At 46.4% G+C, this 23,866-nt stretch carries 19 protein-coding genes, 1 tRNA gene and 5 pseudogenes; 11 read left to right on the top strand and 14 right to left on the bottom strand.

Annotation, left to right across the window (positions count from 1 at the left end; translation table 11 throughout):
* Positions 1-11 precede the first annotated feature (11 nt).
* From essB to NSU00_RS04870, 4 genes and pseudogenes are all read right to left on the bottom strand, one after another.
* Positions 12-1,289 (bottom strand): annotated as a pseudogene (essB, locus tag NSU00_RS04885) (type VII secretion protein EssB).
* Between the two features lie 111 nt (positions 1,290-1,400).
* The gene (locus NSU00_RS04880) at positions 1,401-1,652 is read right to left on the bottom strand and encodes an EsaB/YukD family protein (RefSeq protein WP_029141777.1); all 252 of its coding nucleotides are present in this window, start codon (positions 1,650-1,652) and stop codon (positions 1,401-1,403) included.
* Between the two features lie 35 nt (positions 1,653-1,687).
* Positions 1,688-2,170, bottom strand: a complete 483-nt coding sequence (gene essA / locus NSU00_RS04875; RefSeq protein ID WP_340703501.1) for a type VII secretion protein EssA — start codon at positions 2,168-2,170, stop codon at positions 1,688-1,690.
* Positions 2,151-3,503: a hypothetical protein gene (locus NSU00_RS04870; RefSeq protein WP_340703500.1), complete on the bottom strand. Its 1,353-nt coding sequence runs from the start codon at positions 3,501-3,503 to the stop codon at positions 2,151-2,153. The genes essA and NSU00_RS04870 overlap by 20 nt, the downstream gene beginning before the upstream one ends.
* A gap of 271 nt (positions 3,504-3,774) precedes the next feature.
* On the opposite strand from NSU00_RS04870, the gene NSU00_RS04865 reads away from it, so the two are divergent.
* Positions 3,775-4,875, top strand: a complete 1,101-nt coding sequence (locus NSU00_RS04865; protein ID WP_061575489.1) for a 5-methyltetrahydropteroyltriglutamate--homocysteine S-methyltransferase — start codon at positions 3,775-3,777, stop codon at positions 4,873-4,875.
* An 85-nt stretch (positions 4,876-4,960) separates the two neighbouring features.
* Here NSU00_RS04865 and NSU00_RS04860 read toward each other — a convergent pair whose 3' ends face one another.
* Positions 4,961-6,184: an acetate/propionate family kinase gene (locus NSU00_RS04860; RefSeq protein ID WP_328005257.1), complete on the bottom strand. Its 1,224-nt coding sequence runs from the start codon at positions 6,182-6,184 to the stop codon at positions 4,961-4,963.
* A 351-nt stretch (positions 6,185-6,535) separates the two neighbouring features.
* On the opposite strand from NSU00_RS04860, the gene NSU00_RS04855 reads away from it, so the two are divergent.
* From NSU00_RS04855 to NSU00_RS04830, 6 genes and pseudogenes are all read left to right on the top strand, one after another.
* Positions 6,536-7,381 (top strand): PocR ligand-binding domain-containing protein, encoded by an 846-nt coding sequence (locus NSU00_RS04855; protein ID WP_340703499.1) that lies wholly within the window; start codon positions 6,536-6,538, stop codon positions 7,379-7,381.
* A 167-nt stretch (positions 7,382-7,548) separates the two neighbouring features.
* Positions 7,549-7,989: pseudogene (locus NSU00_RS04850) on the top strand (UPF0236 family transposase-like protein); the annotation flags it as partial.
* Positions 7,990-8,331: 342 nt separating this feature from the next.
* Positions 8,332-9,795 (top strand): transposase, encoded by a 1,464-nt coding sequence (locus NSU00_RS04845; RefSeq protein ID WP_340703498.1) that lies wholly within the window; start codon positions 8,332-8,334, stop codon positions 9,793-9,795.
* 469 nt (positions 9,796-10,264) lie between these two features.
* Positions 10,265-11,242: pseudogene (locus NSU00_RS04840) on the top strand (ISLre2-like element ISBco6 family transposase); the annotation flags it as partial.
* A 368-nt stretch (positions 11,243-11,610) separates the two neighbouring features.
* Positions 11,611-11,683 (top strand) — tRNA-Val (locus NSU00_RS04835).
* Positions 11,684-11,821: 138 nt separating this feature from the next.
* Positions 11,822-12,343 carry a tyrosine-type recombinase/integrase gene (locus NSU00_RS04830; protein ID WP_340703915.1) on the top strand — a complete coding sequence of 174 codons (522 nt, stop codon included), beginning with the start codon at positions 11,822-11,824 and terminating at the stop codon, positions 12,341-12,343.
* On the opposite strand, the pseudogene NSU00_RS04825 reads toward NSU00_RS04830, so the two are convergent.
* Positions 12,326-12,451: pseudogene (locus NSU00_RS04825) on the bottom strand (amidase family protein); the annotation flags it as partial. The gene NSU00_RS04830 and the pseudogene NSU00_RS04825 sit on opposite strands and share 18 nt — an antisense overlap.
* A gap of 136 nt (positions 12,452-12,587) precedes the next feature.
* On the opposite strand from NSU00_RS04825, the gene NSU00_RS04820 reads away from it, so the two are divergent.
* Genes NSU00_RS04820 through NSU00_RS04810 form a run of 3 tightly spaced genes read left to right on the top strand, consistent with a single transcriptional unit; the run spans position 12,588 to position 14,212 of the window.
* Positions 12,588-13,064, top strand: a complete 477-nt coding sequence (locus NSU00_RS04820) for an Lrp/AsnC family transcriptional regulator (RefSeq protein WP_017553132.1) — start codon at positions 12,588-12,590, stop codon at positions 13,062-13,064.
* Positions 13,065-13,076: 12 nt separating this feature from the next.
* Positions 13,077-13,676 (top strand): chromate transporter, encoded by a 600-nt coding sequence (locus NSU00_RS04815; RefSeq protein ID WP_340703497.1) that lies wholly within the window; start codon positions 13,077-13,079, stop codon positions 13,674-13,676.
* The gene (locus NSU00_RS04810) at positions 13,673-14,212 is read left to right on the top strand and encodes a chromate transporter (RefSeq protein ID WP_061575090.1); all 540 of its coding nucleotides are present in this window, start codon (positions 13,673-13,675) and stop codon (positions 14,210-14,212) included. The genes NSU00_RS04815 and NSU00_RS04810 overlap by 4 nt, the downstream gene beginning before the upstream one ends.
* 294 nt (positions 14,213-14,506) lie before the next feature.
* Here NSU00_RS04810 and NSU00_RS04805 read toward each other — a convergent pair whose 3' ends face one another.
* From NSU00_RS04805 to NSU00_RS04795, 3 genes are all read right to left on the bottom strand, one after another.
* The gene (locus NSU00_RS04805; protein WP_014095682.1) at positions 14,507-14,749 is read right to left on the bottom strand and encodes a YkuS family protein; all 243 of its coding nucleotides are present in this window, start codon (positions 14,747-14,749) and stop codon (positions 14,507-14,509) included.
* Between the two features lie 328 nt (positions 14,750-15,077).
* Positions 15,078-16,889, bottom strand: coding sequence for a M3 family oligoendopeptidase (locus NSU00_RS04800; protein WP_029141784.1), 1,812 nt, complete (start codon positions 16,887-16,889; stop codon positions 15,078-15,080).
* Between the two features lie 182 nt (positions 16,890-17,071).
* Complete coding sequence (locus NSU00_RS04795) at positions 17,072-18,412, bottom strand: C1 family peptidase (protein WP_061575087.1); 1,341 nt, start codon at positions 18,410-18,412, stop codon at positions 17,072-17,074.
* A gap of 246 nt (positions 18,413-18,658) precedes the next feature.
* Here NSU00_RS04795 and NSU00_RS04790 point away from each other — a divergent pair, with 246 nt between their 5' ends.
* On the top strand, positions 18,659-18,844 hold the full coding sequence (locus tag NSU00_RS04790) for a hypothetical protein (RefSeq protein ID WP_013858831.1): 186 nt from the start codon (positions 18,659-18,661) through the stop codon (positions 18,842-18,844).
* Positions 18,845-19,271: 427 nt separating this feature from the next.
* Here NSU00_RS04790 and NSU00_RS04785 read toward each other — a convergent pair whose 3' ends face one another.
* The 5 genes and pseudogenes from NSU00_RS04785 to NSU00_RS04770 form a co-directional block, all read right to left on the bottom strand.
* Positions 19,272-20,522 carry an ABC transporter permease gene (locus tag NSU00_RS04785; RefSeq protein WP_340703496.1) on the bottom strand — a complete coding sequence of 417 codons (1,251 nt, stop codon included), beginning with the start codon at positions 20,520-20,522 and terminating at the stop codon, positions 19,272-19,274.
* The gene (locus tag NSU00_RS04780) at positions 20,515-21,414 is read right to left on the bottom strand and encodes an ABC transporter ATP-binding protein (RefSeq protein WP_340703495.1); all 900 of its coding nucleotides are present in this window, start codon (positions 21,412-21,414) and stop codon (positions 20,515-20,517) included. Before NSU00_RS04780 ends, NSU00_RS04785 begins: the two co-directional genes overlap by 8 nt.
* 239 nt (positions 21,415-21,653) lie before the next feature.
* A complete protein-coding gene (locus NSU00_RS04775) occupies positions 21,654-22,415 on the bottom strand; it encodes an SDR family oxidoreductase (protein WP_340703914.1) in 762 nt (253 codons plus the stop codon).
* A gap of 72 nt (positions 22,416-22,487) precedes the next feature.
* A pseudogene (locus tag NSU00_RS16040) lies at positions 22,488-22,580 on the bottom strand (Rpn family recombination-promoting nuclease/putative transposase); the annotation flags it as partial.
* Between the two features lie 197 nt (positions 22,581-22,777).
* Entirely contained in the window at positions 22,778-23,650 is an 873-nt protein-coding gene (locus NSU00_RS04770) for an ROK family protein (protein ID WP_019721859.1), read from the bottom strand.
* Positions 23,651-23,866 lie beyond the last annotated feature (216 nt).

Raw genomic sequence — 23,866 nt, 5'->3', positions numbered from 1 at the left:
TCTCCCTCCGCTCATTTTCCGGCCGAATCTTTTTTGTCATTCCCGGTATCCTTTGCATCCTTTTTAGAATCCTGTTTTTTATCTTTTGCTGCCGGTTCCTCTTTGCTGGCAGCATCTGCCGGCTGGGCGGATGCATCTGTCCCGGTTGCCGCGCCATCCGTTTCCGCCGTGCCGGTGCCGTTTTCCGATGCGGCATCGCCCGTATTGATCGGAATGCCGTATTTTTTTGCATAGGATTGGGCTTTTTCTTCGTATTGCGCCACTTTTGCTTCCCTTTCCGCACCGCTTAAATGGGGATCATTCTGGGCCTGTTCCTCTTTTTTAAGATAAGCATAGACGATCAGGACCGGGTCATTCATATAAAGTGCGAGATCCAATGACTTGTTTAAATTGCCGCGCCCGTTGTATATCCAGTACAGCAGATAATCCGGATCGCTTTTCAGGCTGATGTTGTTCATCACATTGGTTTTCGCCTCATCATCCATGTTTTCCGTTTTCACATAGGAATAGGCCAAAACATATTTCCCGGCAGCAGGCAGTTTTTCCGGATTCATGTCGTTTAAATCGCTGATGACACCCGAATAATTTTCGGAAAGAAAATCATGGTGCGCCGCGAGAAGATGCTGCTAGAACGGGAATTTCATAAATGCGAAATACAAAAGCGGAATGGCAAGCAGGATGCAGGCTGCCATCATCGCATAGGACAACCGTTTGAAAAGGCGGAACTGCTTTTTCGGCACAGTTTGCAATGTGCGCTCCGCTGTTTTCTTTTCCAGGAGGTACTGCTCATAAAGAAATGCGGCAAGCTCCCTGGCATCCTCCATCCCGGCAACCCGGCGTTCAAATTCCGTTTCTTTGACATGTTCCAAAGAACCCGCATACAGCTCGTCATATGTGTATTTTTTGGAGAACAATGCAACTGCGAGGCATTTATACCGGTACAAAAATTCATCCCCATCCTGTTCGTACGGCGGCAGCACACCGCGGATCCCCCTGTACAAGCAAAACGGCATCAGATTTTCATCAAATACAAGATTTTGAGGATGGAAAAAGCAGATGAATCTCGTATCAAAGCATTTCCGGAACCGCGCCAAATTGTGTAGCAGGCGGAGTTTTTCACTGCGGCTTAAACGAATGGCTTTCTCCCATGGGGTAAGGCCTTCTGTCCGGAATGAAAAAGTGAAAACATCTTCCCCCTCTTCCACCGTAACCGGGAGAAACAAGTCCATCGTTTCTTCCAAAAGGCCTAACTGCCGGGCATCTTTCACACGCGTCTGCGATTTTGCCATTTCGAGCTTCCACACGCCGCCATCCATGCTGTATTTTATTTCTGCGGCATTCAACTTTACAAGTTTTTCCTCCATCTGTCCGGCTCCCCTTTTCAAACAAATATGTAAACATTACAAAACAACCAGAATATCCCCGTTTGCAACCGGGAAGTCCCAAAGCCTGTCGTCATCCGATATGACGAGTTTTTTAGCCGGGATTTTTACTGCAAACGGGCGGGTTTCTCCGGCGTCCAGCCCAAGGGCATCCATTAGCTGGGAAAGCAGCTGGCGGACAGGCTGATGGGCGGGAATCCGCACATCATACCTTCCTTTTTGCCATTTTTGAAAATCAACGGTTACATTTAAATGTGTTCCGGCCGGCATCCCGTCACCCTCCTTCAAACTGCTGATGTGAAAATTCAACTGTCTTTCCGCAATACGGCATAAGCGCCGCCTGCCAGCAGACAGACAGCGCCGAAAAGCGAGCCGGCGAGGATTCCTGCATGCCCGCCTTCCTGCCTGTTGTTTATTTCCGGCCTGTCTGCAGCATCGGTTTTGTAGTCTTTTGAAAAAAGGGATGAGGCCACTTTGGCTGCAGTCGTTTGTTTCGTGCCGGTCTTTTCCGTAAACAAAGTCTTTTTCAATTGTTTGCCGATTTTCGCTTCCGCCTGTTGCTTTGCTTTTACGGTTTCGACCGTTTGCTTTTTAAAAAGATCGGGAGCGATTTTTTCCTGCGCGGTTTCCACTTCCTGTTGGTCCCCGCTGCTTTCCCCGATACGGCCCGATTCAATCTGCAGCTTTCCGCTGTGCTCCAGGCTGTCTGATGCAAAAGCCGGCACAGCATGGAAGGCAAGCGCGGCAAACAAAGCCGCGATTGCCGTATTAAAGTGCCTGGTGGACATTGTCCTCTTCCGCCTCCCCTGCTTTTGTAAAGCGGTTCAGAACAAACAGCTGGCCGATTTCTGCCAGTAAGCCAACAGAAACGAGTACAATCAGGTAGCGCACGGAATCCACATTGTGACTGTCAAACCCAGCAAGCAAGTTCTGGATATACTGTAAAGGCGAAACCCGCTGCCACATTGCAGCTGCCGAGGCCGGATCAAAGTGGATGCCGAGCGTATCCGTGAGAAACAAATACAGGCAAAGCACCATCAACAGAAGAAACATGCCGGCCATCTTCAGTTGCCGCAACAAGTATACGGCAACAGCCACCATTGAAAAACTGATGGCAACGGACAATCCGATCCATGGCAGATATTTATCCTCTGCGATATGCAAATAGGCGGCTGAAATTGCGCCAATCAGCAGGCCTTCCGCAATTCCTGTGCCGGCTGTAAGAAAAGCCGCCGGCATATTGGCCGCATACAACGGCTTTTCTTCTTCAAAAGAACTGCCGGAGGCGCGCCGTTTTTCTATCGTTGAAAGGACATAAGCCGTAAACAGTGCGGAAACGAAGAAAATCAGCACGAGATAGTACGGCACAAAACTGTCTTTTGCAACGATCGTCCCGCTGTTTTTCGTCTGTACCGGATTGGACAAAAAGTTCAGCAAATCTTCATTCGGACGGTTGCCGATACGACTGTTTGCCAATACACCTGCGAAATTTTTCGCAAATTTCTCATCGCCCGAAAGCTTGTTGAGCAGATTGTCAGAAAGTGAATTGGCTCGTTTAACCAAAGTCTGCCCGCTCGTTTTGATGTCCCCGGCCTGCTTGTCAATTTCATCAAAGGTTGTAAAAACGGTGTCCGCAGCATGCAGGTTATGCTCGGATACTTCTTTTAATGATTCGCTTGTTGCAAGCAGCGTTGTCAGACGGTCCCCGAGGGAAACGGCCATTGTTCCTTCTTTCCCCATGCTTTCAGCCATTTGCTCGTTGTCTTTTTGAAGATTTAGCGACGTTTGCCGCCAATCATCCAGCTGCTGGAGCGTTGCTGCAATGGCGGTATTCATATTTTCTGCTTGTGCCGTGGCAGCCTGGGTTTGCGATGCCATTTGATCGGCATGGCGTTGTGTTTCTTCCACAAGCTGCAGCCAGCCGTCCGTTTTGTTTTTCAATACTGCCGTCTGTGCGCGGACATCCTCTGAAATCTGCCCGGCAATATAAGCGGCAAGCACATCCGCGATATTCTGCTTGTTGAACAGGTAATACAGCGAGCCTTCCGTCGCAGCATCTTTTAAGCTGCCCGCACCCGCCAAATCATCTGCATTTTTTCCGAAGTACAGTTCATACAGCATTGCGGTTTTCTGATATTCCCGTATCGTTTCATTTTTTTAGGGTGGGGATAGGGACGGGAGCTCATCGCTTTTGATTTTTGAATTTTTTGTAAATAACTTTTTGGCTGGCGCACGGCCCCCTTCTTGAACTTTTGCTTGCAGTGTATGCCCCCTGTGCGGAAACACAAAACAATTGAACTTCAATTGGCACATTCCTTTGCCAAAAAGCAGTTTACTTTTCTTCCTTTTTTTGCTATCATTCTAAATATTTACAAGAAAGGGGAGGATACAATTGGCAAAAGCAATACCGCCATTCCGCGCCGATCATGTCGGGAGTCTGCTCAGGCCGGAAAAGTTGAAACAGGCCCGCCGCCGGCAAGAATCAGGCGAAATCACAAAAGAAGCGCTGCGTGAAATAGAAAATGAGGAAATCAAAAGGATTGTGGCAAAGCAGAAAGAAATCGGCCTGCAGTCGGTAACGGACGGGGAATTTCGCCGGGCTTACTGGCATTTTGATTTTCTCGAAAATCTTACTGGTGTGGAAGGATACGAATCCGGGGGCGGCATCCAGTTTAAAGAAAAGCAGACGAAATCGCATTCCATCCGGATAATCGGAGATTTAGATTTTTCCGGCCATCCGATGATTGATGATTATAAATTTTTACATAGCGTTGCCGGGGACCATTTGCCCAAAATGACCATTCCAAGCCCGAGCATGCTGCATTTCCGCGGCAAGATTGCATACGGGCGTTACCGGGCGGATGAAGATTTGTTTTTCCACGATCTCGGAAAAGCTTATAAAAAAGCGATTGCCGCTTTTTACGATGCCGGCTGCCGCTATTTGCAGCTCGATGATACAGCATGGGCATACCTTTGCTCCGATGAACAAAAAGAACAGTTGAAAGCCCGCGGGGTGAATCCGGGCCATCTGGAAAAACTTTATGCCCGCACCATAAATGAAGCAGTCAGCGGACGGCCCGATGATTTGACAGTTACGATGCACATTTGCCGGGGCAATTTCCGTTCGACATGGATTGCTTCCGGCGGCTATGAACCGGTCGCCGAAACGCTATTTAACGGCCTCAATATTGACGGCTTTTTCCTGGAATATGACAGCGACCGCGCCGGCGGATTCGAACCTTTGCGCCATGTGCAAAGGAAAGACCTGCAAATTGTACTCGGCCTTGTCACTTCCAAATTCGGCGACCTCGAAAATGCGGACGATGTGAAGCGCCGGATTGGCGAAGCTTCCAAGTATGTCCCGCTTGAACAGCTTTGTCTCAGCCCGCAATGCGGTTTCGCCTCCACAGAAGAAGGCAATCTGCTCACTGAGGAAGAACAATGGGCAAAACTATCGCATGTAGTGAAGATTGCCGGGGAAGTTTGGGGATAGGCAGCAGGCCCAGGCTATTTTCCGGCAAAAAAAGGACGATGCGCCGATCGATTTCCCGCATCGTCCTTTTTGAATCACTGCTTTTTCAGACCCTCACGATTTGTTTTTCGGTCAAACGCGCGGCTTGCCCTTCACTTAAGCGCCAGGTATCCCGTGCAATCATCAATTCTTCGTTTGCCGGAATGACCAGTAAAGACACTTTTGAATCAGGGGTATGAATATACGGCCCGTTTTCTTCGTTTGACTGGAAATCCAATTTTGCCCCAAGATAGGCTAAATTGGACACCACTGCTTGCCGGACGGAGGCAGAATGTTCCCCGATCCCTGCCGTGAACACAATGGCATCCACCCCGCCCATCAATGCAACATAACCGCCGACACATTCTGTCACACGATTCACAAACATTTTGATTGCCAATTCCGCCTGCTCATTATGGGCTTTTGCTGCCAGCTCCACGTCGCGGAAATCATTTGAAATCTCGGAAATGCCGAGCAAGCCGGACTCTCTATTGAACATATCCATCATTTCATCAATGGTGTGCCCTGTTTTTTTCATGATAAATGGAAGGATGGAAGGATCTATTGTACCGGAACGCGTTCCCATCATCAATCCGGCCAGCGGGGTAAAGCCCATTGAAGTATTGACAGACTTTCCGCCTTGAATTGCGCAAATGCTGGAACCGTTCCCTAAATGGCAGGAAATGATTTTCAAATCTTTCAATGGTTTTTCAAGAAGCAGGGCCGCTTCACTGGCAACATACTGATGATTGGTTCCATGGAAGCCGTATTTCCGGATATGATATTGGTTGTATAATTTCAAAGGCACCGGATACAAATACGTTTCAGGTGCAAGCGTTTGATGGAAAGCGGTATCGAACACGGCTACGGCACAAGCTTTCGGAAGCCTTTTCATAAAAGCCCTGATTCCGAGCAACCCAGCCGGATTATGCAAAGGTGCCAGTTCGCACAGATTTTCAATTTTTTGAATCACTGTACGGTCCAGTACGGCAGAATCCGAAAAGTCAGAACCGCCATGTGTGATCCGGTGGCCGACAGCTGAAATTTCATTTAAATCATCGACAATACGGTTTTCTAAAAGAATTTCAATCAAATAATCCGCAGCGTCACGGTGGTCGTGGATCGGCGGTTTTTCTTTTTGGCGGAAACCGTTGATTTTATATGAAACCTCAGGCGCGTCGAATCCGATTCGTTCAAACACCCCTTCAATTAAAATACTTTCATCCGGCATATTGAAGACTTTAAATTTTAATGAAGAACTGCCTGCATTAATGGCCATTATTTTTTTCATATTATATCCCTCCGAAATCACAAACTTATCATTCATGTGATTTATTTCACAAATATTTATATGCGTTTCCTTATAATACAAGTATAAAGAAACCCTTTGTCACAAATTTGCCTATTCCGGCATCAAATTCTGTTGAAAATACGGAAAATGATATTTTTTTGTTGCGCTTTCATTTATAATGAGGCTAGAAATCAATGTTTGCGCTTTCCCGCCTTTTTGCATGGCAAATGATTCATTTGTATTTTTTTGTTCAGCTTTGAACAAAATTTTGCAACCGCTTAAATGATTGCTTTTTTGAAAACGGGGGTTTTGTGAAATGGCAAACAAACAACAGATCGAAAAGTAATGGAAATGTTTTCTTCTGCGACCGGCCTCACAGCGGTTTATGTGGATATTGACGGAAAAGAAATTTCGGATGATGATCAATTCCCGCCTGTCTGCCAAATCATGCGGCAAGTTCCGCATCTCCGGAAACACTGCCAAAAATGCGCGAAATGCGGCGGCTTTGAAACAATGAAAAACGGGCAGCCGTGTATTTACAGGTGCCATGCGGGCCTCGCGGATTTTGCAGTTCCGGTAAAAAGCCGGGAAAACACGCTTTATGGTTTTATCATTAGCGGGCAGGTACGCCTGGAAGATGATGAAAATCAAGTGAAAGAGTTTTTGCAGCAAAAACCGCTTGATCTGTCTTCCCGCCATGATTTTGCGGCCGCCTACAGCAAACTACCGGTTTTTTCTTTAGAAAAGTTATCTGCTTCTGCCGAAGTGTTAAGTACTTTGTCAGCATACTATTTGCCATCCATTTTAAATGAAGAAGAAGCAAAACCGGCGAAAGAACCAGCGGCCCAAGCCAAAAAACATGCCCGGTCCAAGAAAGAAATAAAGCAAGCCCTGAAATATATCCAGAAACACATTCACCAGCCTGTCACTTTGGAAGAAGTCGCCGGTCATGTGTATTTAAGCCCGTACTATTTCAGCAAACTTTTCAAAAAGGAAACCGGCGAAACATTTGTTTCTTTTGTCAACCGCAAAAAAATGAATCTAGCGAAAGATATGCTTGTCAACGATGACTTGCCGGTTTCTTATATTGCGCACAGCCTGGGCTTTCGGGAGATCAGTTATTTCAGCAAAGTGTTCAAAAGGCATTACCAAACCACCCCGACCAGCTACAGGGCGATGTCCCGTAAGAAAGGATGACAATAAGCATGAAGGAGCCCCCCTTTTTTCAGGCAGGATTTCTATTCTTTTTTTAAAAGTATGTGTAAAATTTTACTCGAAGGGCAGATGGGTGGAAAAAAATGGGAAGACGCTCTATCATTTAAATGTACGCTTGTGGGCGAATACATTTAGAAAGAGGTCTTCCTATGGATATTATATCAATAATTGCTAGATTATTAAAGGATACAAAAAGTCTTATTGAATTTGAAGAACAAGTTAAAATTCTGATCCAGAATGCCTTTACGCAATGGGTTGGGGAAATATTTGAGACGTTAGATAAAACAATTAAGCAAAAAAAGCTGGAGGATGGCTGGGAGTACTGCCGGAGTGATAACAGAAGCATTCAGTTTTTATTTGGAAATGTGACCTTTAAACGTTCACTAATGCATGACCAGAAAGGGAATTCACATTATCCTCTGGATGAATGGTTAGGGCTTTTACCATACCAACGATACAGCCCGTTAGTGGAATTAAAGGTGGCAGAGTTGGCAAGTGAGAACACCTATCGGGAAGTAGCTGATATTTTAAAAGAGTGGACAGCAGTGAGTCTTAGTCACACAACTGTAGGGAACATGGTAAAACACGTAGAGCCCTTGCCAAAATGCTATATCCCCTGAAACTGTAAGCATTCAGACAATTAAAGTTCGTTGATTTATTCCACTAAAGAAAAAAGACGTTTGTAGAAACATTATGACAAATATAAAAAGAAATTGTGAGTTTTTGATTTTAATAGGATAAATTTGCTTATTATAAGTGCCAGAATTTTATCACTTTTTGAGGCTTTGGGCGAGTTTCAATAGATTAGGCTACTCATTCCTGTGGAAAATATTGTAAAACGGAAAAGGATGATTTTTTTTGAAAAAAAAGAGCCATGAAAGCCACTCCTTTGCTAAGATATAAGTACGAGCAAATATCCAGGGAGTGATTTCATGACTATTTCTATTCTAACACAAACCAGAGACTTTTCAATACAACAAAATTTGATTCCCCACAATTGGCAAGACTATGCCGATATACCATTTGTCATTCCAGCCATGTGTTTCCCTTGGGAGATTTTTAAGCCGATTGAACGAGAATACTACACCCTTTTATATTTGCACCTAAAAAATGAAAGAGCACATGATCATTCTAATGAAATACAACCGGCACTATTTCCAATAACGGAGGAAGAAGACAAGTCTGCGTCTTCATTATTTCATCTCCCTTCCACTGGGAGAAAACCGCATCCTTTCATGCCCTTTTTTCGTGCTTTTGAACTGGCCTCTTTACAGTATATTGAAGTGATGGTGGAGAGTGTCTATTTGCAAGTGAAATCAAACCCGCTATTTGCCACCATGTGTGGATTTACGGAGAAAATTCCGAGCTACCGTTCCTTTGCTCGTTTTGATCAAATCATGACAACAAATGGTCTTTGGGAAAAAGCCCGGCTATTGGTTGTTGAATATAATAAAGGGGAAGGCGTGGTTGAAACGAATGAGGAAGCAGCCGCCGTGGATACATCGCATATAGAGGCAGAAGCAACCTTGAATAAAACAAGGAAGACGTGTTCTTGTGAGGGTGATTGCGATTGCCCCAAAGTCCTTACGGACGACAATGTAGGGGTAATGCGTAAAAGTAATGCAGTCTCCTATATTGCGCATAAATTATCAATGGTGTGCGGGGTGAGATCCGGTTTGCCTTTGACGCGGGAAGTATTTAAAGGAAATACACCCGATGGGAAAACATTAGAACCGACATTGGAAACGTTTAAGGCAGAGCACCCCGAGATGGCTGAGCAGTTGAGCTTTATCCTGGCAGATGGAATCTACCAAACGCCGGAAAATCAAAAAGTGACAAAGGATGTATTACAGGCGAAATTGGTGGCACCGATCAATCCACGGAACCGTAAAGATAAACCAACTACCGCCCGGGGGATTGAAAAAATCAACCGGTACGGCACTCCCATCTGTATCAGTGGACATAAAATGGAACTTAGAGGATCTGATCGGGAAAAGGGGCAATATATTTACACTTGTCCTGTATTTCATCCAAATGCCAAGCAAGAAGGTCTCACCTGCCCGCTAGCGAATCACGCGGAATGTTGTAATGGGGCAGCACAAGGAAGAGTATTTAGGATGGACTTTGATCAAACGCCTCAAGTAGATGTCGAGTTGCCTCAACATGGTCGCACATTTGAAGTGTTATATAGTGCCAGGACGATCATCGAAAGAATCTTTGGCATTTTAAAAGACGGATACAGTCTCCGTCGTGTTCACAAGCGTGGGAAACAGGCAGTTGAAGCTCATGTAGATCGATGCATGATATCTATGCACATCATGGCAAATATGGCGTACCATCAGACAGGAAAGGCCAATTGTGGATGGACACGCAATCGGCTGCAAAGAGCAAATTAAGTTATTCACAGGTGGATATGTGAATAAGTAAAATGAGCGTTTCCTTTCCACAAAGGGTAGTGAAAAAAACCCATTTTGTGAAGGCGGGATACGTATGCCCTTTTTTTGAAGGAAAATGACCGTTTTACTTCTATTGAATTGAAAATCTGGATGAAAAGGCAAAAAAATCGGGATAATTAGGGCTTGCTGAACGAATCCGATTATGGCTTGTATCTGATTTGTCAGCAAGCTCTACCTCAATATCATAGGAGAATGCATCTGCGAAAATGCTTTATTCTGTCCTCTCTGTATGTTGAATCAGCTTTAGAGTGCAAAGTTTTTCCTGCATTTTTTATAAAACCCTTGCATTTAAAGTTCGGCCAAAGCTGTCAGTATCCTTACCAAGTCTAGGACTTTTGCTTATTCAGCAAGCCCTAATTAATTTTCCAGAGCCTCGCTCAAGGGTATATTTTTATTTTGGCAGAGGCTCGTAGGGAAAACTCAGGCGGAAGCCGATAAGGCACTTGTAGAAGAGCTAGAAATAGCTGTTTCCCTGCCTGAGGGGAAGAAGGTAGACTACCTGTTTTCTGAAGCAGATGGTGTATTCGTTCGGGGACTAAAAAAGAAACAGAGTATGGAAGTCCACCACGCCATTCTCTATGAGGGATGGCAAACCAATGGTAAAAGGGTCTCCCTGCGTCAGCCCACAGTCATCATGACAACGGAAGCCATCCAGACATTTTGGGATGAAGTCCAAGCCACAGCTGCCAACACCTACTCCCTCGAAAAAACGCATGTCATTACAAACAGTGATGGAGGTGCGGGATACACAGCTGAACGGTTTCAAACAGCTTTCTCACAGTCGGAATTTCCGGTGCTCAACCAGCTGGATACCTACCACGTTGCACAAGCCATCATAAGGACATTTGGGGGCGGAAAGAGCGAGATCAAGGAGCAAATTAGAAAAGCGATTAGAACGCATGACCTGGACCAATTCACGTTATATTTGGATACGCACGAAAGCACCTTGACGGATAAAAAGGCTCTCAAGAAAATCAAGGAATTCCGTTCGTATATCTTGAAAAACTGGGACCGCATTTTTGACTGGAGAGACAGGGTGAAAAACGTGCCGGAAGGTGCGAGAGGCCTAGGAGCGATGGAATCGAATCAAAGGCATATCTCCTTCAGGATGAAAAAAAGGGGCATGCATTGGAGTGAACTTGGCGCAGAAGCCATGGTGAAAATCAAACAAGGCATACTCAATGGGACATTGAGAGAAGTCTATCTGAAACACCGTTCAAGAAGCGAGAGAAAGCAACGGAACTTGAAACAATTAATCAGGATGTCTCAACTACTCAAGCAGCCTGTACGCCCGTCAGTGGGCGTAAAGCACGGATCAGTTGCCCTGCATTCAAGCAGTTCATCGGCAATGGGACATTTAAGCAAAATATTAGAGCTTTCGTTTTAAGCTTGGCTCAGTGGGGACTGATCGTTGAGGCGCGCGAAATTTACGAGACTCCTGCGGGAAAAGCGAGCCAGGAGAGACCCCGCAGCGAGGTACGAGCGAGGAGGCTCGCCGGCCGCCCGCGGAAAGCGAGTGAATTTCGCGCGCCTCAACATCCCCGTTATCCATCTTTATACGGAAATATTACATCTTTTCCGAAAATTACACCGAGCAAGTAAAGCACGGTAGCCGAAAGTGTACAAAAAGAGTGTCTTGGAATACCCGATATTTAAACCTTGTCGAGAAAAACTTGACACATACTTTTTAAAAAAACTGATTGACAACACAACCCGTTCCTTATATACTAAATATTGTCCGACAGAGATGAATACGATTCCGTAGCTCAGCTGGGAGAGCGCCACCTTGACAGGGTGGAGGTCGCTGGTTCGAGACCAGTCGGAATCATCCTGCTAGCGTCAATCCGTACGTATCAACGGTTTGGCGCTTTTTTCATGACCGCTGACATAGTCGGTGACTTGTCCGAACGGTTACGGTTACCGTCACCCGGTATGTTACACGCTTCATTTAGGAGGCGTGTTTTTGATGCGTAAAAATAACCGCAAAACAGATGATCGCAAGATGGCAACAAACCTCGATAACCTGTTCGAAATTTTCTACACGATTAAAACTGCGGAAAGCCGCGCGCCTGGCACGTTAAAACAATACTGCGAGAATTACCAATATTTTGCTGTTTTTTTGGACAAACGCGGTATTCCTCGTAACATTACCGATATCACCCGTAATACCATACGCGACTATATCCGTTACATGCAAACGGAAGTCATTAAATACGAAGGCCACCGGTTCAAGACGGCAGCACAACAAACAGCAGGGCTTTCGCCTAGCTCGATAAACACACGGTTGAAAACGCTTCGAGTGTTCTTCCGCTGCCTTGTCAGCGAAGGTTTACTCGACACCAACCCGACCCACGGCGTTACTAACGTACCGGAGCCGCAGGAAAAAATCACAATCTTAACACCGGAAGAAATGAAGCGTTTGACGTTCCGAATAAAAGGAGATTCACAGACTTCCGCGACTATGTACTGGGTCTGTCCCAATTGCTAAATCTGTGCACCCGGCTGCTGCAGCGGCTGCGGAACCGCTGGATGATCCTCAGGGAATACGATCTTTCAGAACAGGATTGGCCGGAGTGCCGTAGTGAACATTTTCTCCCTTTCAAAACGGCTTTTTCATTTTGTCATTCATTTTGTAAAATGGATTGTATTTCGTTCGCAGTTTCAGTATATTAATACATATAGATACTTATAGATAAGAATGGCTTACATTTTGAAATAAAGGAGAGGGGTCTATGCCCAGGCAATATGATGGTGCCGCCGTTCAGCTGGATGAAATTGACCGCCAAATTATCCAGCTCTTAAACGGAAATGGCAGAATATCGTTTACAGATTTGGCAAAGGAAATCAAACTTTCCCGTGTGGCTGTTCAATCACGCGTCCATTCCCTGGTTGAAGATGGTGTGATTGAATGTTTTACCGCCGTCGTGAACCCTGAAAAAATCGGCCTTCACCAGTCCGCTTTTTTTAATGTTGAAGTAGAGCCGAAACATTTACAGGAAGTGGCCGAAACATTGGCCAAAGATCCGTCGGTTTCAAGTCTTTATCATATGTCAGGCCCCAGCAAACTTCATATGCACGGCTTATTTAAAGACAACCAGGAAATGGAACTGTTTCTTAAAGAGCGGTTATATCCGCTGCCCGGAATTATGAGTGTCGATTGCCAGATTTTACTCAAACGTTATAAAAGCCGGATTGGAATGAAACTGTAAGGGGGTTACATTGTGGAAAAACAGCAAAATACTTATGCCCAGCTTGCCATGGCAATGCTTAGGACCGGCATTCTCGGCTATGGCGGCGGCCCGTCTGTCATGCCACTTTTCCGGTATGAGGCAGTGACAAGGTACAAATGGCTGGATGACGACGAATTCGGGGAAACATTGGCAATTGCAAACGCGCTGCCGGGCCCGATTGCGACAAAAATGGCCGCTTACCTCGGGTACAAGTTGAAAAAGACAACCGGCGCCGTGTTCGCCATTTTACTCCATATTCTTCCGAGCAGCATCGCCATGATTGCGTTGCTGTCGCTTGTATCGGTACTAAGCCATTCCAAGATTGTGGCCGGAATGATTGCAGGGGTCATGCCGGTTGTTGCCGTCATGCTTGGCCAGATGGCTTACGACTTTGGGGAAAAAACGGTCAAGGGGCTTGGAAAGGTTTTCGGAATCGCCATGTTTGTTATTTCCTTTCTCCTGCTTGAGACGATCCATCTCCACCCGGCTATTGTCATTCTGATTTTTCTTGCGTACGGAAGCATCCACTTTCGTCTCGTTGCAAAATGGAGGAAAAATGAAAAAAAGAAGAAAAGGGATGAAGCGGGATGATCTGGTTCCAGTTAATGCTTGGTTTTTTTATTGCAAATATCCTCGGCTACGGCGGGGGGCCGTCCTCCATTCCGTTGATGTACCATGAAATTGTTACGCATTACGGATGGCTGAATGACAGCGAATTTTCCAATATGCTGGCACTCGGCAATGCGCTCCCGGGCCCGATCGCAACCAAAATTGCCGCATTCGTCGGCTACGGGGCCGGCGGGTGGACAGGGCTGTTAGCGGCTCTTGCCGGAACGATATTGCCGTCTGCCGTGGCGTTAATTGTGTTGCTGAAAGTATTGCACAAATACCGCCAGTCTCCTGTTGTGAAAGGGATGTCCCTGCTTGTGCAGCCGGTCATTACCATCATGATGGTGGTGCTGACATGGCAGATGGCAAAAAGTTCTTTCAGCCAAATCGGCATCTGGCAGTCACTTGGCATCGCCGCCGTCGCTTTCTGGGCCATGAATATCCGGAAAGTTCACCCTGCCCTTGTGATTTGCGCGGCATTCATCTATGGCGGCATTGTGCTTCAGCATATAGTGTAACGGGATAGAAGGAGAAAGTTCCCACACATTTTTCTTTAAAAAACCTGGATGCCTGCTTCATCAGGCATCCAGGTTTTTTACTATGTTCACTTTTCCCGGCCGTTTAGCATTCACAGCTTTTCATGCTGTCCATAAAGGGCTGGAAACGACAGAAGATGTGGCGATGAACGCTGTGGATGCAACTTCAAATGCAGTCAACAATGTGACGGGCGGATCGCAAAACAATAAAAAATAAAAAGTGCCGGGAAATGGGCGCTTTTTGCAAATGTAAAAGGCCGGGGGTATCCCGGCCTTTTACATTCTGCTCGCCACTTCTTTTACAATATCTTCAGCAGACATGCCTTTTGCATCAATGACAGGCGCCTTTGTCATCGTGTCATTGATCCCCATTGCGTTCATCTCGCTGCCGGTTACAACACAGCAGTCACAACCTTGTACATCTTGTTCGTTCTTAATGGTTTTCACTTCATATCCTTTATCGCGCAGCGCTTCCTGGACATTTGTCAAAGCCTCTTCTACACCGATTATTACAGCCATGGTTAACACCTCCCTCTTTTTTATCGTACCCATCTGATTTTAGAAAAAACATGTTTTTTCCCCGGCCGCAGACGGATGCTTTTTATTTTTTAATGGTGCTGAGAATCCGGTTGATTTCTGTATCATGTCTCCCGGTTTTACTGAAATAGCCGATATCTTTTTGGCACACGTCAATTCCCGTGCGGCGGCAGCAAAAATATTTTTGTGTTCTTCCGCTTTTCATTTGTATATTTAAAAATCCTCTCCGCATTTTTGAATACATTCATCATGCCCCGTATTGAAAAGCCGCACAGTTTTGCCTACTGTGCGGCTTTTTTGGCGTGCGCCTTTACTTGCCGAGCAATTCGTCCGAAAGTCGGATAAATTCGCGGGCATCTTCTGCCATAAGGTTAATGCCGGCTGCCCAGAAGTCCGGTTTTGTCAGATCAACGCCAAGATGTTTTTTGGCAAGATCTTCCACCTTCATCCGGCCGGTATCGCGCAAAAGGGCAATATATTTGTCTTCAAAGCCATCTGGATTCTTCAAAAATTCGGTGTAAATGCCAAGGCTGAATAAATAACCGAATGTGTACGGAAAGTTGTAGAACGGCACATCGTCAATAAAGAAGTGGAGCTTGCTGCACCAGAAATGCGGGTGGTAGCCGGACAAGCTGCCGGCATACGCTTCTTTTTGTGCCTTTTCCATCAGTTCATTGAGCCTTTGTTCGGACACAATGCCTTTTGAACGCTCTTCGTAAAAACTTTTTTCAAACAGGAAGCGGGCATGGATGTTTAAAAACATAGCCGTTGCATTTTCAAGCTTTGCATTTAATAAAGAAACTTTTTCTTCCTTTGACTTTGCATTGGCGACAGTCGCATTGCCGATGATCGTTTCTGCAAAGGTGCTCGCCGTTTCGGCCACGTTCATCGCGTATTCGCGGTTCAAACGCGGCAAATCGCGCATGACATGGCTGTGGAAGGCGTGGCCAAGTTCGTGCGCCAACGTGCTTGCATCATTTGTGGAGCCGGTAAATGTCATAAAAATCCGCGACTCTTCAAACTCCGGCAGACTGGTACAATAGCCGCCCGGGCGTTTATTCGGCCGGTCTTCCGCCTCTACCCAGCGGTTTTCAAGGGCGTGTTTCGCAAATGCAGACAGTTTCGGCCCGAAAGAAGCAAAATGTTGGATGACAAAATCGCACGCTTCATCATATGTAAATCGGGCCGGTTTCATATCGCCGAGTGCAACCGGCGCATCAACATCCTGCCAGCCGAGTTTTTCCATCCCGAAAATTTTTGCTTTTTGGTTGAGAAAGTCGACAAACGGCTGCTTGTTTTCAGAAACGGCTTTCCACATCGCATGAAGCGTGTCTTCAGACATCCGGTTGTATTCAAGCGGCTCTTCGAGAAAAGACTTCCTGCCATGGGCTTTTTGCAGCGTAATCCGGTACCCGTCCAGGTGGTTGAGCGTATCGGCAAAAACCGGCGCATATTTTTCCCATGCCGCTTCCCAGTTTTCGAACAGCTGTTTGCGCACTTCCGGATCCGGGTCGGCATACATCCGGTTCATCGCCTGGCCGACGGATAAGGATACCGTCTTGCCTTCTTTGTCCGTAAACGGGATTGTCATAACGGAAACAGCTGTGTCATACAATCTGCTCCAGCCGGCCAGCCCGTCCTGGTTGAGATCGGCAATCAGCTTTTCCTCTTCTTCCGACAAGAGCCGTTTTCCTTCATCGCGCGTTTCATTGAGGGCAAAGGAGACTTCGCTCAATTCCTTGTCCTGTAAAAACTTTTTCCAGTCTTCGTCCGAAATGGCCACCAGTTTTTTCTGAAAAGTGGTCCCGAGCTTTTGCATCTCGCTGTACAAATCCATGATTTGGCCCATCACGACATTTGCATAGTCATCATCCATATAGGCATCATGCCACATTTGCACAAATGTCGCAGACTGGCTGAGCCCTTTTTCGATCTCTTCCTGTTTTTTCAGGATGGCTTTAAACGGCTCCGGAGACGGGTCTTTCGAAAATGCCCATCCGTCGAGTCGGCTTTTATACTGCCCGATTTCTTCTTTCAGCCCGCGCAGTTTTTCCTGCAATTCCGGCGATTTTGTGCCGCCCGGAATAACGGCATCCAGATCCCAAGTATTCTTATATTTCATATTTGCAACTCCTTTCTTTCTTCCATTTTACAGGGTACCGCACAAAATACCAATATATTTACAATCACGGTAAAAAATTTCAGGGCCGGATCTTTTTTTGGGGGAATGTTTTGCATTTTTAAAACGCCAAGTGGACATTTGCATACTTAAAAGGCGCGGCTATATCAACCGCGCTTTTTTGTTTAATGCATCCAGGCAAGAGACCCCATCGGATCCCAAGGTTTCAGGGCGATCGGATCTTGTTCCCATGCTTTTTGCAATTCCTCCGGCAAATATTTTTTGTCAATGACGATTTGGTACGTATATTCATCCATCCAGGCGTCACTCATGACAAAATAACCGTCTTTGCCCACTTTTTCACCCCAGCTGTTTTCCACTTTCCATCTGTCCGGTTTGCCGTCAACGAGGTTGACACCGGTCAGTACCATTGCATGCGTCATCACACTGTCTTTATAATCGAGGCGTTCTGCTTTGGTCATTCCGAACGAGAATCCGAAAGCTTTTTCCAAATCAAAAAGGCCGGTATCCATGATGCCTTCATTCCGGTCTGATGATGCCGCAACATCACAGCCGAACCAGACGCTGCGGTTATCCTTCAGCTGTTTTACGGCCAGCGATTTAAAGGTTTCGATATCGACATTTAAATATTTGACCGGTTTGCCGCCAACCACATTGCCCAAATACTGCACCGTATACGTTTTGCCGTACGGTTTGTCGCTTGTCGGCGCATTGATAATGCTAATGTAATTGTCGAGGTCAAACCCGACGTATTTCTCAAAAAATGCCTGCGGGGTGATATTTTGCTCGCGATGGAACAATTTGTCGGTATCGCGGAATTCAAAATCAAAGGTCTTCGGCGGCTCACCGAGTGCAAAGGCAAGCAATTTGTAAACTTCTGCAAGCATACCTTCTTTCGCTTGCCGCAATTCTTCTTCCGGCTGCCCTGCTGCGTGCAATTTTCTCAGTTTCACCGCGTTTTCGCGGAGTTTGGCATTCAAAAGCGAATTAAGTTCGCGCGAGTTGCTGCTGTTATACGTTTCCGGCATGACCTGTTTCGGCACAACGCCGTATTTTTTAATGAGCGCGACGAGCATATCCCACTGTCCGCCGTCCTGCTGCGGGGTTTCAAGCAGCCAGGAAATGAGCCGTCCTTCCACAGGTTCGTCTGCGGTTTCCATCATTGTTTCCAGGAAGTAATTGGCTTTTTCAAATTTGTCCCAGAAAAACGTATAGTTTTGTGAAAGCTCAAAGTCTTTCAATCTGAATTTGGCATTCAACTTATGCGTAAACGTGTTTAAGGCGGCAAACATCCAGCAGCGCCCGCTTTGTTTCTGGTTTGATACTTTCCCCGTTTCAATTTCGTGGGAGAATACGTGATTCATAGAAACAACAGCATCATTGTTGATTGCCGCGGCCTTTATCCCGTTTTTCATCATTGCATTTTGAATCACTTTGTTTTGCGGCAGTTCGCGGATTTGTCGGGAAAACCGCTCCGCCATTTCCCGTGTAATGTCTTTTGCCATTTAAATCTTCCTCTCCATTAAGTTCTTTTTTATTATACGCCTTTTTCAATCAGATAAGACAATTTTGCGTTTTTGAAAAGCCTGCAATTCTGAAACGGGACACAATTGGGCGATATTTCCTTTTCACTTTTCCACTTGTTCGTCCCGCTGTTCGGTGAGGAAGGCTTTTTCGTCTGTTCCTTTCACACATTTTTTTAAATTATGGTATGCTGTTTTACGAGAAAGACTCAAACGGGGTGATGGCAGATGAGTGAAGAAAAAGATTATGAAACAAAAGGTTATGATACAAGCATTGTTTATGATTATAAAGAGATGCCCGACGTCCACCCAGGGCGCTGTGACAATTGCGGTTACAGCCACTTTAAGTCATCGGTCAAACATGGCGTGTTCCTGCGTGAATGCCGGAGATGCGGGATGAAAAAGAGTATCTAACGTTTCAATAAAGCGGATTTCCTGCAAATGGAAAATCCGCTTTTATTCAGTTGGAAGGATATTTCAGCCGGCAGCCGATGCCGCGAAACATCCGGACTGGGCCTTGTGCAAGCAGAAGCGCCTGTCCGTACCGGTGCGTATCAAGCAAAATATGTTTATAAACATTTTCCAGACAATCCGCCTTGCGCGAGCTTTGCCACCAGGGCATAAAAAATCCGGGGTAGCCCCCGGACCTTCATCGCAAATCTATGTAATGCAGCTTTATTTGCTGAACCAAATAAAGTAACCGGCAAGCACCATGACGACAAGAAAAAGCACAATGGTACCAAAGACGACTCTTTTTGATTTCAAAATAAAACGCTCCCCTCTGACGGACTTTCTGTTACATTCAGTTTATCCAACGAGGGGAGAATTCAAACTGGCAGGATTAGGCTTCTTTTGACATTTGCAGCGCCTTCAGAATGGTTTTCAACGAATTGCTTTTGCCGTAAAGCAGCACGCCGCCGCGGTAGATGCGCGCACCTGCTATCGCCATGAAAACAATCGTGACAACCATAACCGCCACGCCCGAAAGCCCTGCCCATACTGGCAAGTCGAGCATGCCGACCCGCAAAAACATCAGCATCGGCGTAAAAAACGGAATGTACGAAAGAACGGTAATATAGCCGGCAGAAGGGTTTCCAAGCCCTGCCATCGCAAGGAAAAAACCGATCATCACAAGAAACGTCATTGGCATCATCATCTGCTGGGCATCTTCAATCCGGCTGACAAGCGAGCCGAGAAAAGCCGCTAACGTGGCATACAGCAAATACCCGAGCAGGAAAAACACCACGGCATACACAATCGTTGAAACCTTTATATCCGAAAATCCAAACACAGAAAAAAAGCCGCCCGTCAAGTGATTGATATTTTGTTTGATCGTGGCGTAAGCGGCGGCAAGGAGCACCGCCATCTGTGTCAAACCGAGCAGGGCGCCGCTGATGATTTTCGCAAACATCTGCTGCACAGGCGGCACGCTCGAAATTAAGATTTCCATCACGCGTGAAGCTTTTTCAGTCGCCACTTCCATCCCGACCGCACTGGCGTAAAAAATGACCGCAAAATAAATCGCAAACAGCAAAATATAGACAAGCCCCCTCGCCTGTGCCAGTTCTGCTTCGGATTTTGCATCCCGCTCCAGATTGACACTTTTAAAGGATACGGGGCTGTTTAAAAGCGAAAGCCCGGCAGGCGAAAGCTTCAATTTTCCTGCCGCCATATTGCTTTTTACAGCCTGCAGCGCCTGCTCAAGACTGTCCGTGGTCCCGGTATCGGCAAGATTAGGGGCTTTATAGACCGCTTTCGGCATGCCGGCTGCGTCAAGCGATAAAACAACATACCCTTGATATTTTTCCTTTAATACTTCTTTCCGCAACGCACTTTCGCTTTTTTCGGCCTGCACAAGCCGGATATCTTTATCAACGGTTTTTAATTGCTGCTTAAGCGGCCCGTACAGCGTGTTTGTCTCATCCAGAACCGCAACCTTTTTCTGCTCGCTGCCGGCAAACATATCAATCATCCGGTTTATGTTCCCCATCAGAAGGACAGCGACGAGCAAAATGGCCGTCGTGATCACGAAGGATTTGGTTCTTAGTTTTGTCATATAGGCATGGCCGATTAAAATGCCGAACCTATTCATAGGAAGCCCCCACCTTTTCTATGAAAATATCGTTAAGAGATGGTTCTTCAAGCGCAAACTTGCGGATGAAACCTTTTCCGTTGATTTCATCCAAAATTTTTTGCGCCGCTTCCATCCGGTCAATTTGCAGTTCCGCCCCGAGCGCCGTTTTCTTAAATCGTACGACACCCGGAAAGGCACGTAAAAATGCCAGATCAAAATCAGCATGGATCACAACATTTTGTTTCCCGAATGCACGTTTGACCTCTCTCAGTTCACCGTGCACAACCGGGCTGCCATGATGCATAATGCACAAATGCTCGCAAAGTTCTTCAACATGTTCCATCCGGTGGCTTGAAAACACAATGGTCGCGCCCTGATCCCGCAGTTCTGCGACCGCTGTTTTTAACGTTTCCACATTGACCGGGTCAAGGCCGCTGAAAGGCTCATCTAAAATCAGCAGCTTCGGCTTATGTAGGACAGCAGCGATAAACTGGATCTTCTGCTGGTTTCCTTTTGACAGCTCTTCCACCCGTTTATCCAAATATTCTTCAACACGGAAACGGCCGAGCCAGTATTTCAGTTCTTTCACCGCATCCTGTTTGCCCATCCCGCGCAGCCGTGCAAGGTAAACAAGCTGGTCTTTTACTTTTAATTTTGGATACAGCCCGCGTTCTTCCGGCAAATACCCGATTTCCGGGCTCAATGTGTAATCCATTTTGCGCCCGTTCCAGGTGATGTTTCCTTCATTCGGTTTTAATAAACCAAGGATCATCCGGAAAGTCGTCGTTTTTCCGGCTCCGTTTGCCCCTAAGAAACCGAACAGCTCCTTTTCCGGGATCATTAACGACAAATCGTTTACCGCTGTAAACGCTCCAAATTTTTTCGTCACATGTTCCAGTATCAAGGACATGATTCCCCCTCCTCTGTTCGTACGTACGCAAACCAGCCGGAAAGGTTTCAAAAAATTTTTTAGTTCCCCCCTGATGATCCATACATTCAAAAAACAGCAGCCTTTTCAATGGCTTGCTGCCGCCCCTTTGGTGGATGCATTTTTACAATTTTCCAGCTAACTCATTTCGTTCATTTAGCAAACAATCTTTTCAAAAAAGCAGCGGGTTTTTCTATATTTTCCCGCTGCTCTTTTTAAGCTTAATAAGCCGTCCACCCGGCATCTGCCGTAATCACTGCGCCATTTACGAAGGAAGCATCGTCTGAAGCAAGGAACAGGGCGACAGTTGCAATTTCTTCCGGTTTTCCGGTCCTCGGGTTGTTTGCCGACCCGGACATTGCCCGCTCAAGCCCGAAAGCATTCGGTTCGCTCATTGTTGTGCCGATATTCGTTTCCACCCCGCCTGGCGCAATCGCATTGCAGCGGATCCCTTTCAGTGCGTATTGAAATCCGACATTTTTCGTCAACCCAATCACCGCGTGTTTGGATGCCGTATAAGCGGCGCCGGCCCGCGACCCGTTCAGCCCGCCGACAGAAGCGACATTGATAATGACGCCGTTTCCTTTTTCAATAAAGATCGGGAGTGATTTGCGGATCGTACGCATCGGCCCGGTTGTGTTGACAGCAAACACCCTTTCCCACAGGGCGTCTGTCAGATCCCCCGCCGGCACCATATTATCCATGATCCCCGCATTGTTGACAAGAATATCGAGCGTTCCATACTCTTTCACAGCGGTATCCATCAAATGTTGCACATCTTCTTCGCTCGCCACATTGGCTTGGACTGCCAGAGCCGTGCCGCCTGCAGCTTCTATTTCAGCAACCGTCTGCTGCACACCTTCCAAATTGAGGTCGGATGCCACCACCTTTGCTCCTTCTTTTGCGTAAAGATCTGCAATCGCCTTGCCCATACCGGAGGCAGCACCTGTTACAACCGCAACTTTTCCATCCAGTTTTGCCATCATTCCCGCTCCTTTATGAATGCGCTTCCATTTATTCGTGAAGGCGCTCACAAATATTATATCCTATCGTTTCAAAAAGGCAATCGTGATATTTTTCCGGCTCGGGTGGCCGAAAAGCTGTTTGAACATAAAGTCCATTTTGAGGTCAAGGTATTCTTTTGTCATGAAGATCCTTCCTTTCGGGGTTTTTTGCGAGGGTTTAATAGAATAAAACTATTAATTGATATTATCTGAAATTATTTCCGGTGTCAATAGGATTTTTTACAAAGTTCCTACAAAAAGTGCCGGCCACTCCCCCAATTGATATCGAATCCATTCGAAAAATTGGAGAAGCGGCCGGCACTCAGCTAAATTTTGTATTATCATTTGCTTGTTTCATATGCCTGTTTTCCGAGCAAAATCGCCCCTGTAATGCCGGCGTCGTTGCCAAGGCCCGGGGACGTAATATATTCGGACAGCGGTTCAGGCAGCTTGATATAACCGTTGATCAGCTCATCCAGCCTTTTGTAGATCAGCGGGAACAATTGCTGTTGGTGCATTACCCCGCCGCCCATGATGATTTTTTTCGGCGACACAATTAAAACGTATTGCATGAGCGCCTGTGCCAGATAATCTGCTTCCATTTCCCAGACTTCCGGGCGGTCTGAGAGCTCTTTTCCTTTCTGCCCCCACCGCGCTTCGATTGCCGGACCGGCTGCGAGTCCTTCGAGGCAGTCATGATGGTAAGGGCATGCCCCTTCATAATGGTCATCCGGATGGCGGCGCACCAATATATGCCCCATTTCCGGGTGCGACCATCCTTCAAGAAGATTGCCTTTTACAACGGCTCCAGCCCCGATGCCGGTACCAACTGTAATGTACAGGCAGCTGTCCAGCCCTTTCGCCGCGCCAAGCACCGACTCCCCGAGTGCAGCCCCGTTCACATCTGTCGTAAAGCCGGCCGGAACGCCCAATGCTTTCTCTATCGTTTGTTTAATGGGATAATTTTGCCAGGCCGTTTTCGGTGTTGTTGTAATGTATCCATATGTATCGCTTTCCGGATTGACGTCAATCGGCCCAAATGAGGCAATGCCGATTGCTTTTGTCTCAAACTTTGAAAAAAATCCGATTACATCTTTCACCGTTTCTTCCGGATCGCGCGTCGGGAGCTCAACTCTTTCCTGAATTTTCCCGGTTTCATCTCCCGTTGCGCAAACAAATTTTGTACCGCCTGCTTCCACTCCGCCAAAAAGCATGGTGATTCCCCCTCAATAGAATTGGTTTAATGAGCCTCTCCGTTCATAACGGAAAGGTAAATATCTCTCATTCTAGTATACCGTTTTCTTCAATTGGGTTAAGTGTTTATGATCGGAACCCGCATAAATTGTGACAAATTTGTTTCTCATTTTTTTCTCATTTTTTCTTCATGGCTTTTTAGTGTAAGAGGGTTATATTGTAGCTGTAGCAAGGAA

Source organism: Weizmannia sp. FSL W8-0401, assembly GCF_038009125.1.
Lineage (GTDB): Bacteria > Bacillota > Bacilli > Bacillales > Bacillaceae_C > Weizmannia > Weizmannia coagulans.
Note: the sequence above shows the minus strand (reverse complement) of the source record. Positions and strands in the feature narration are given on the sequence as shown.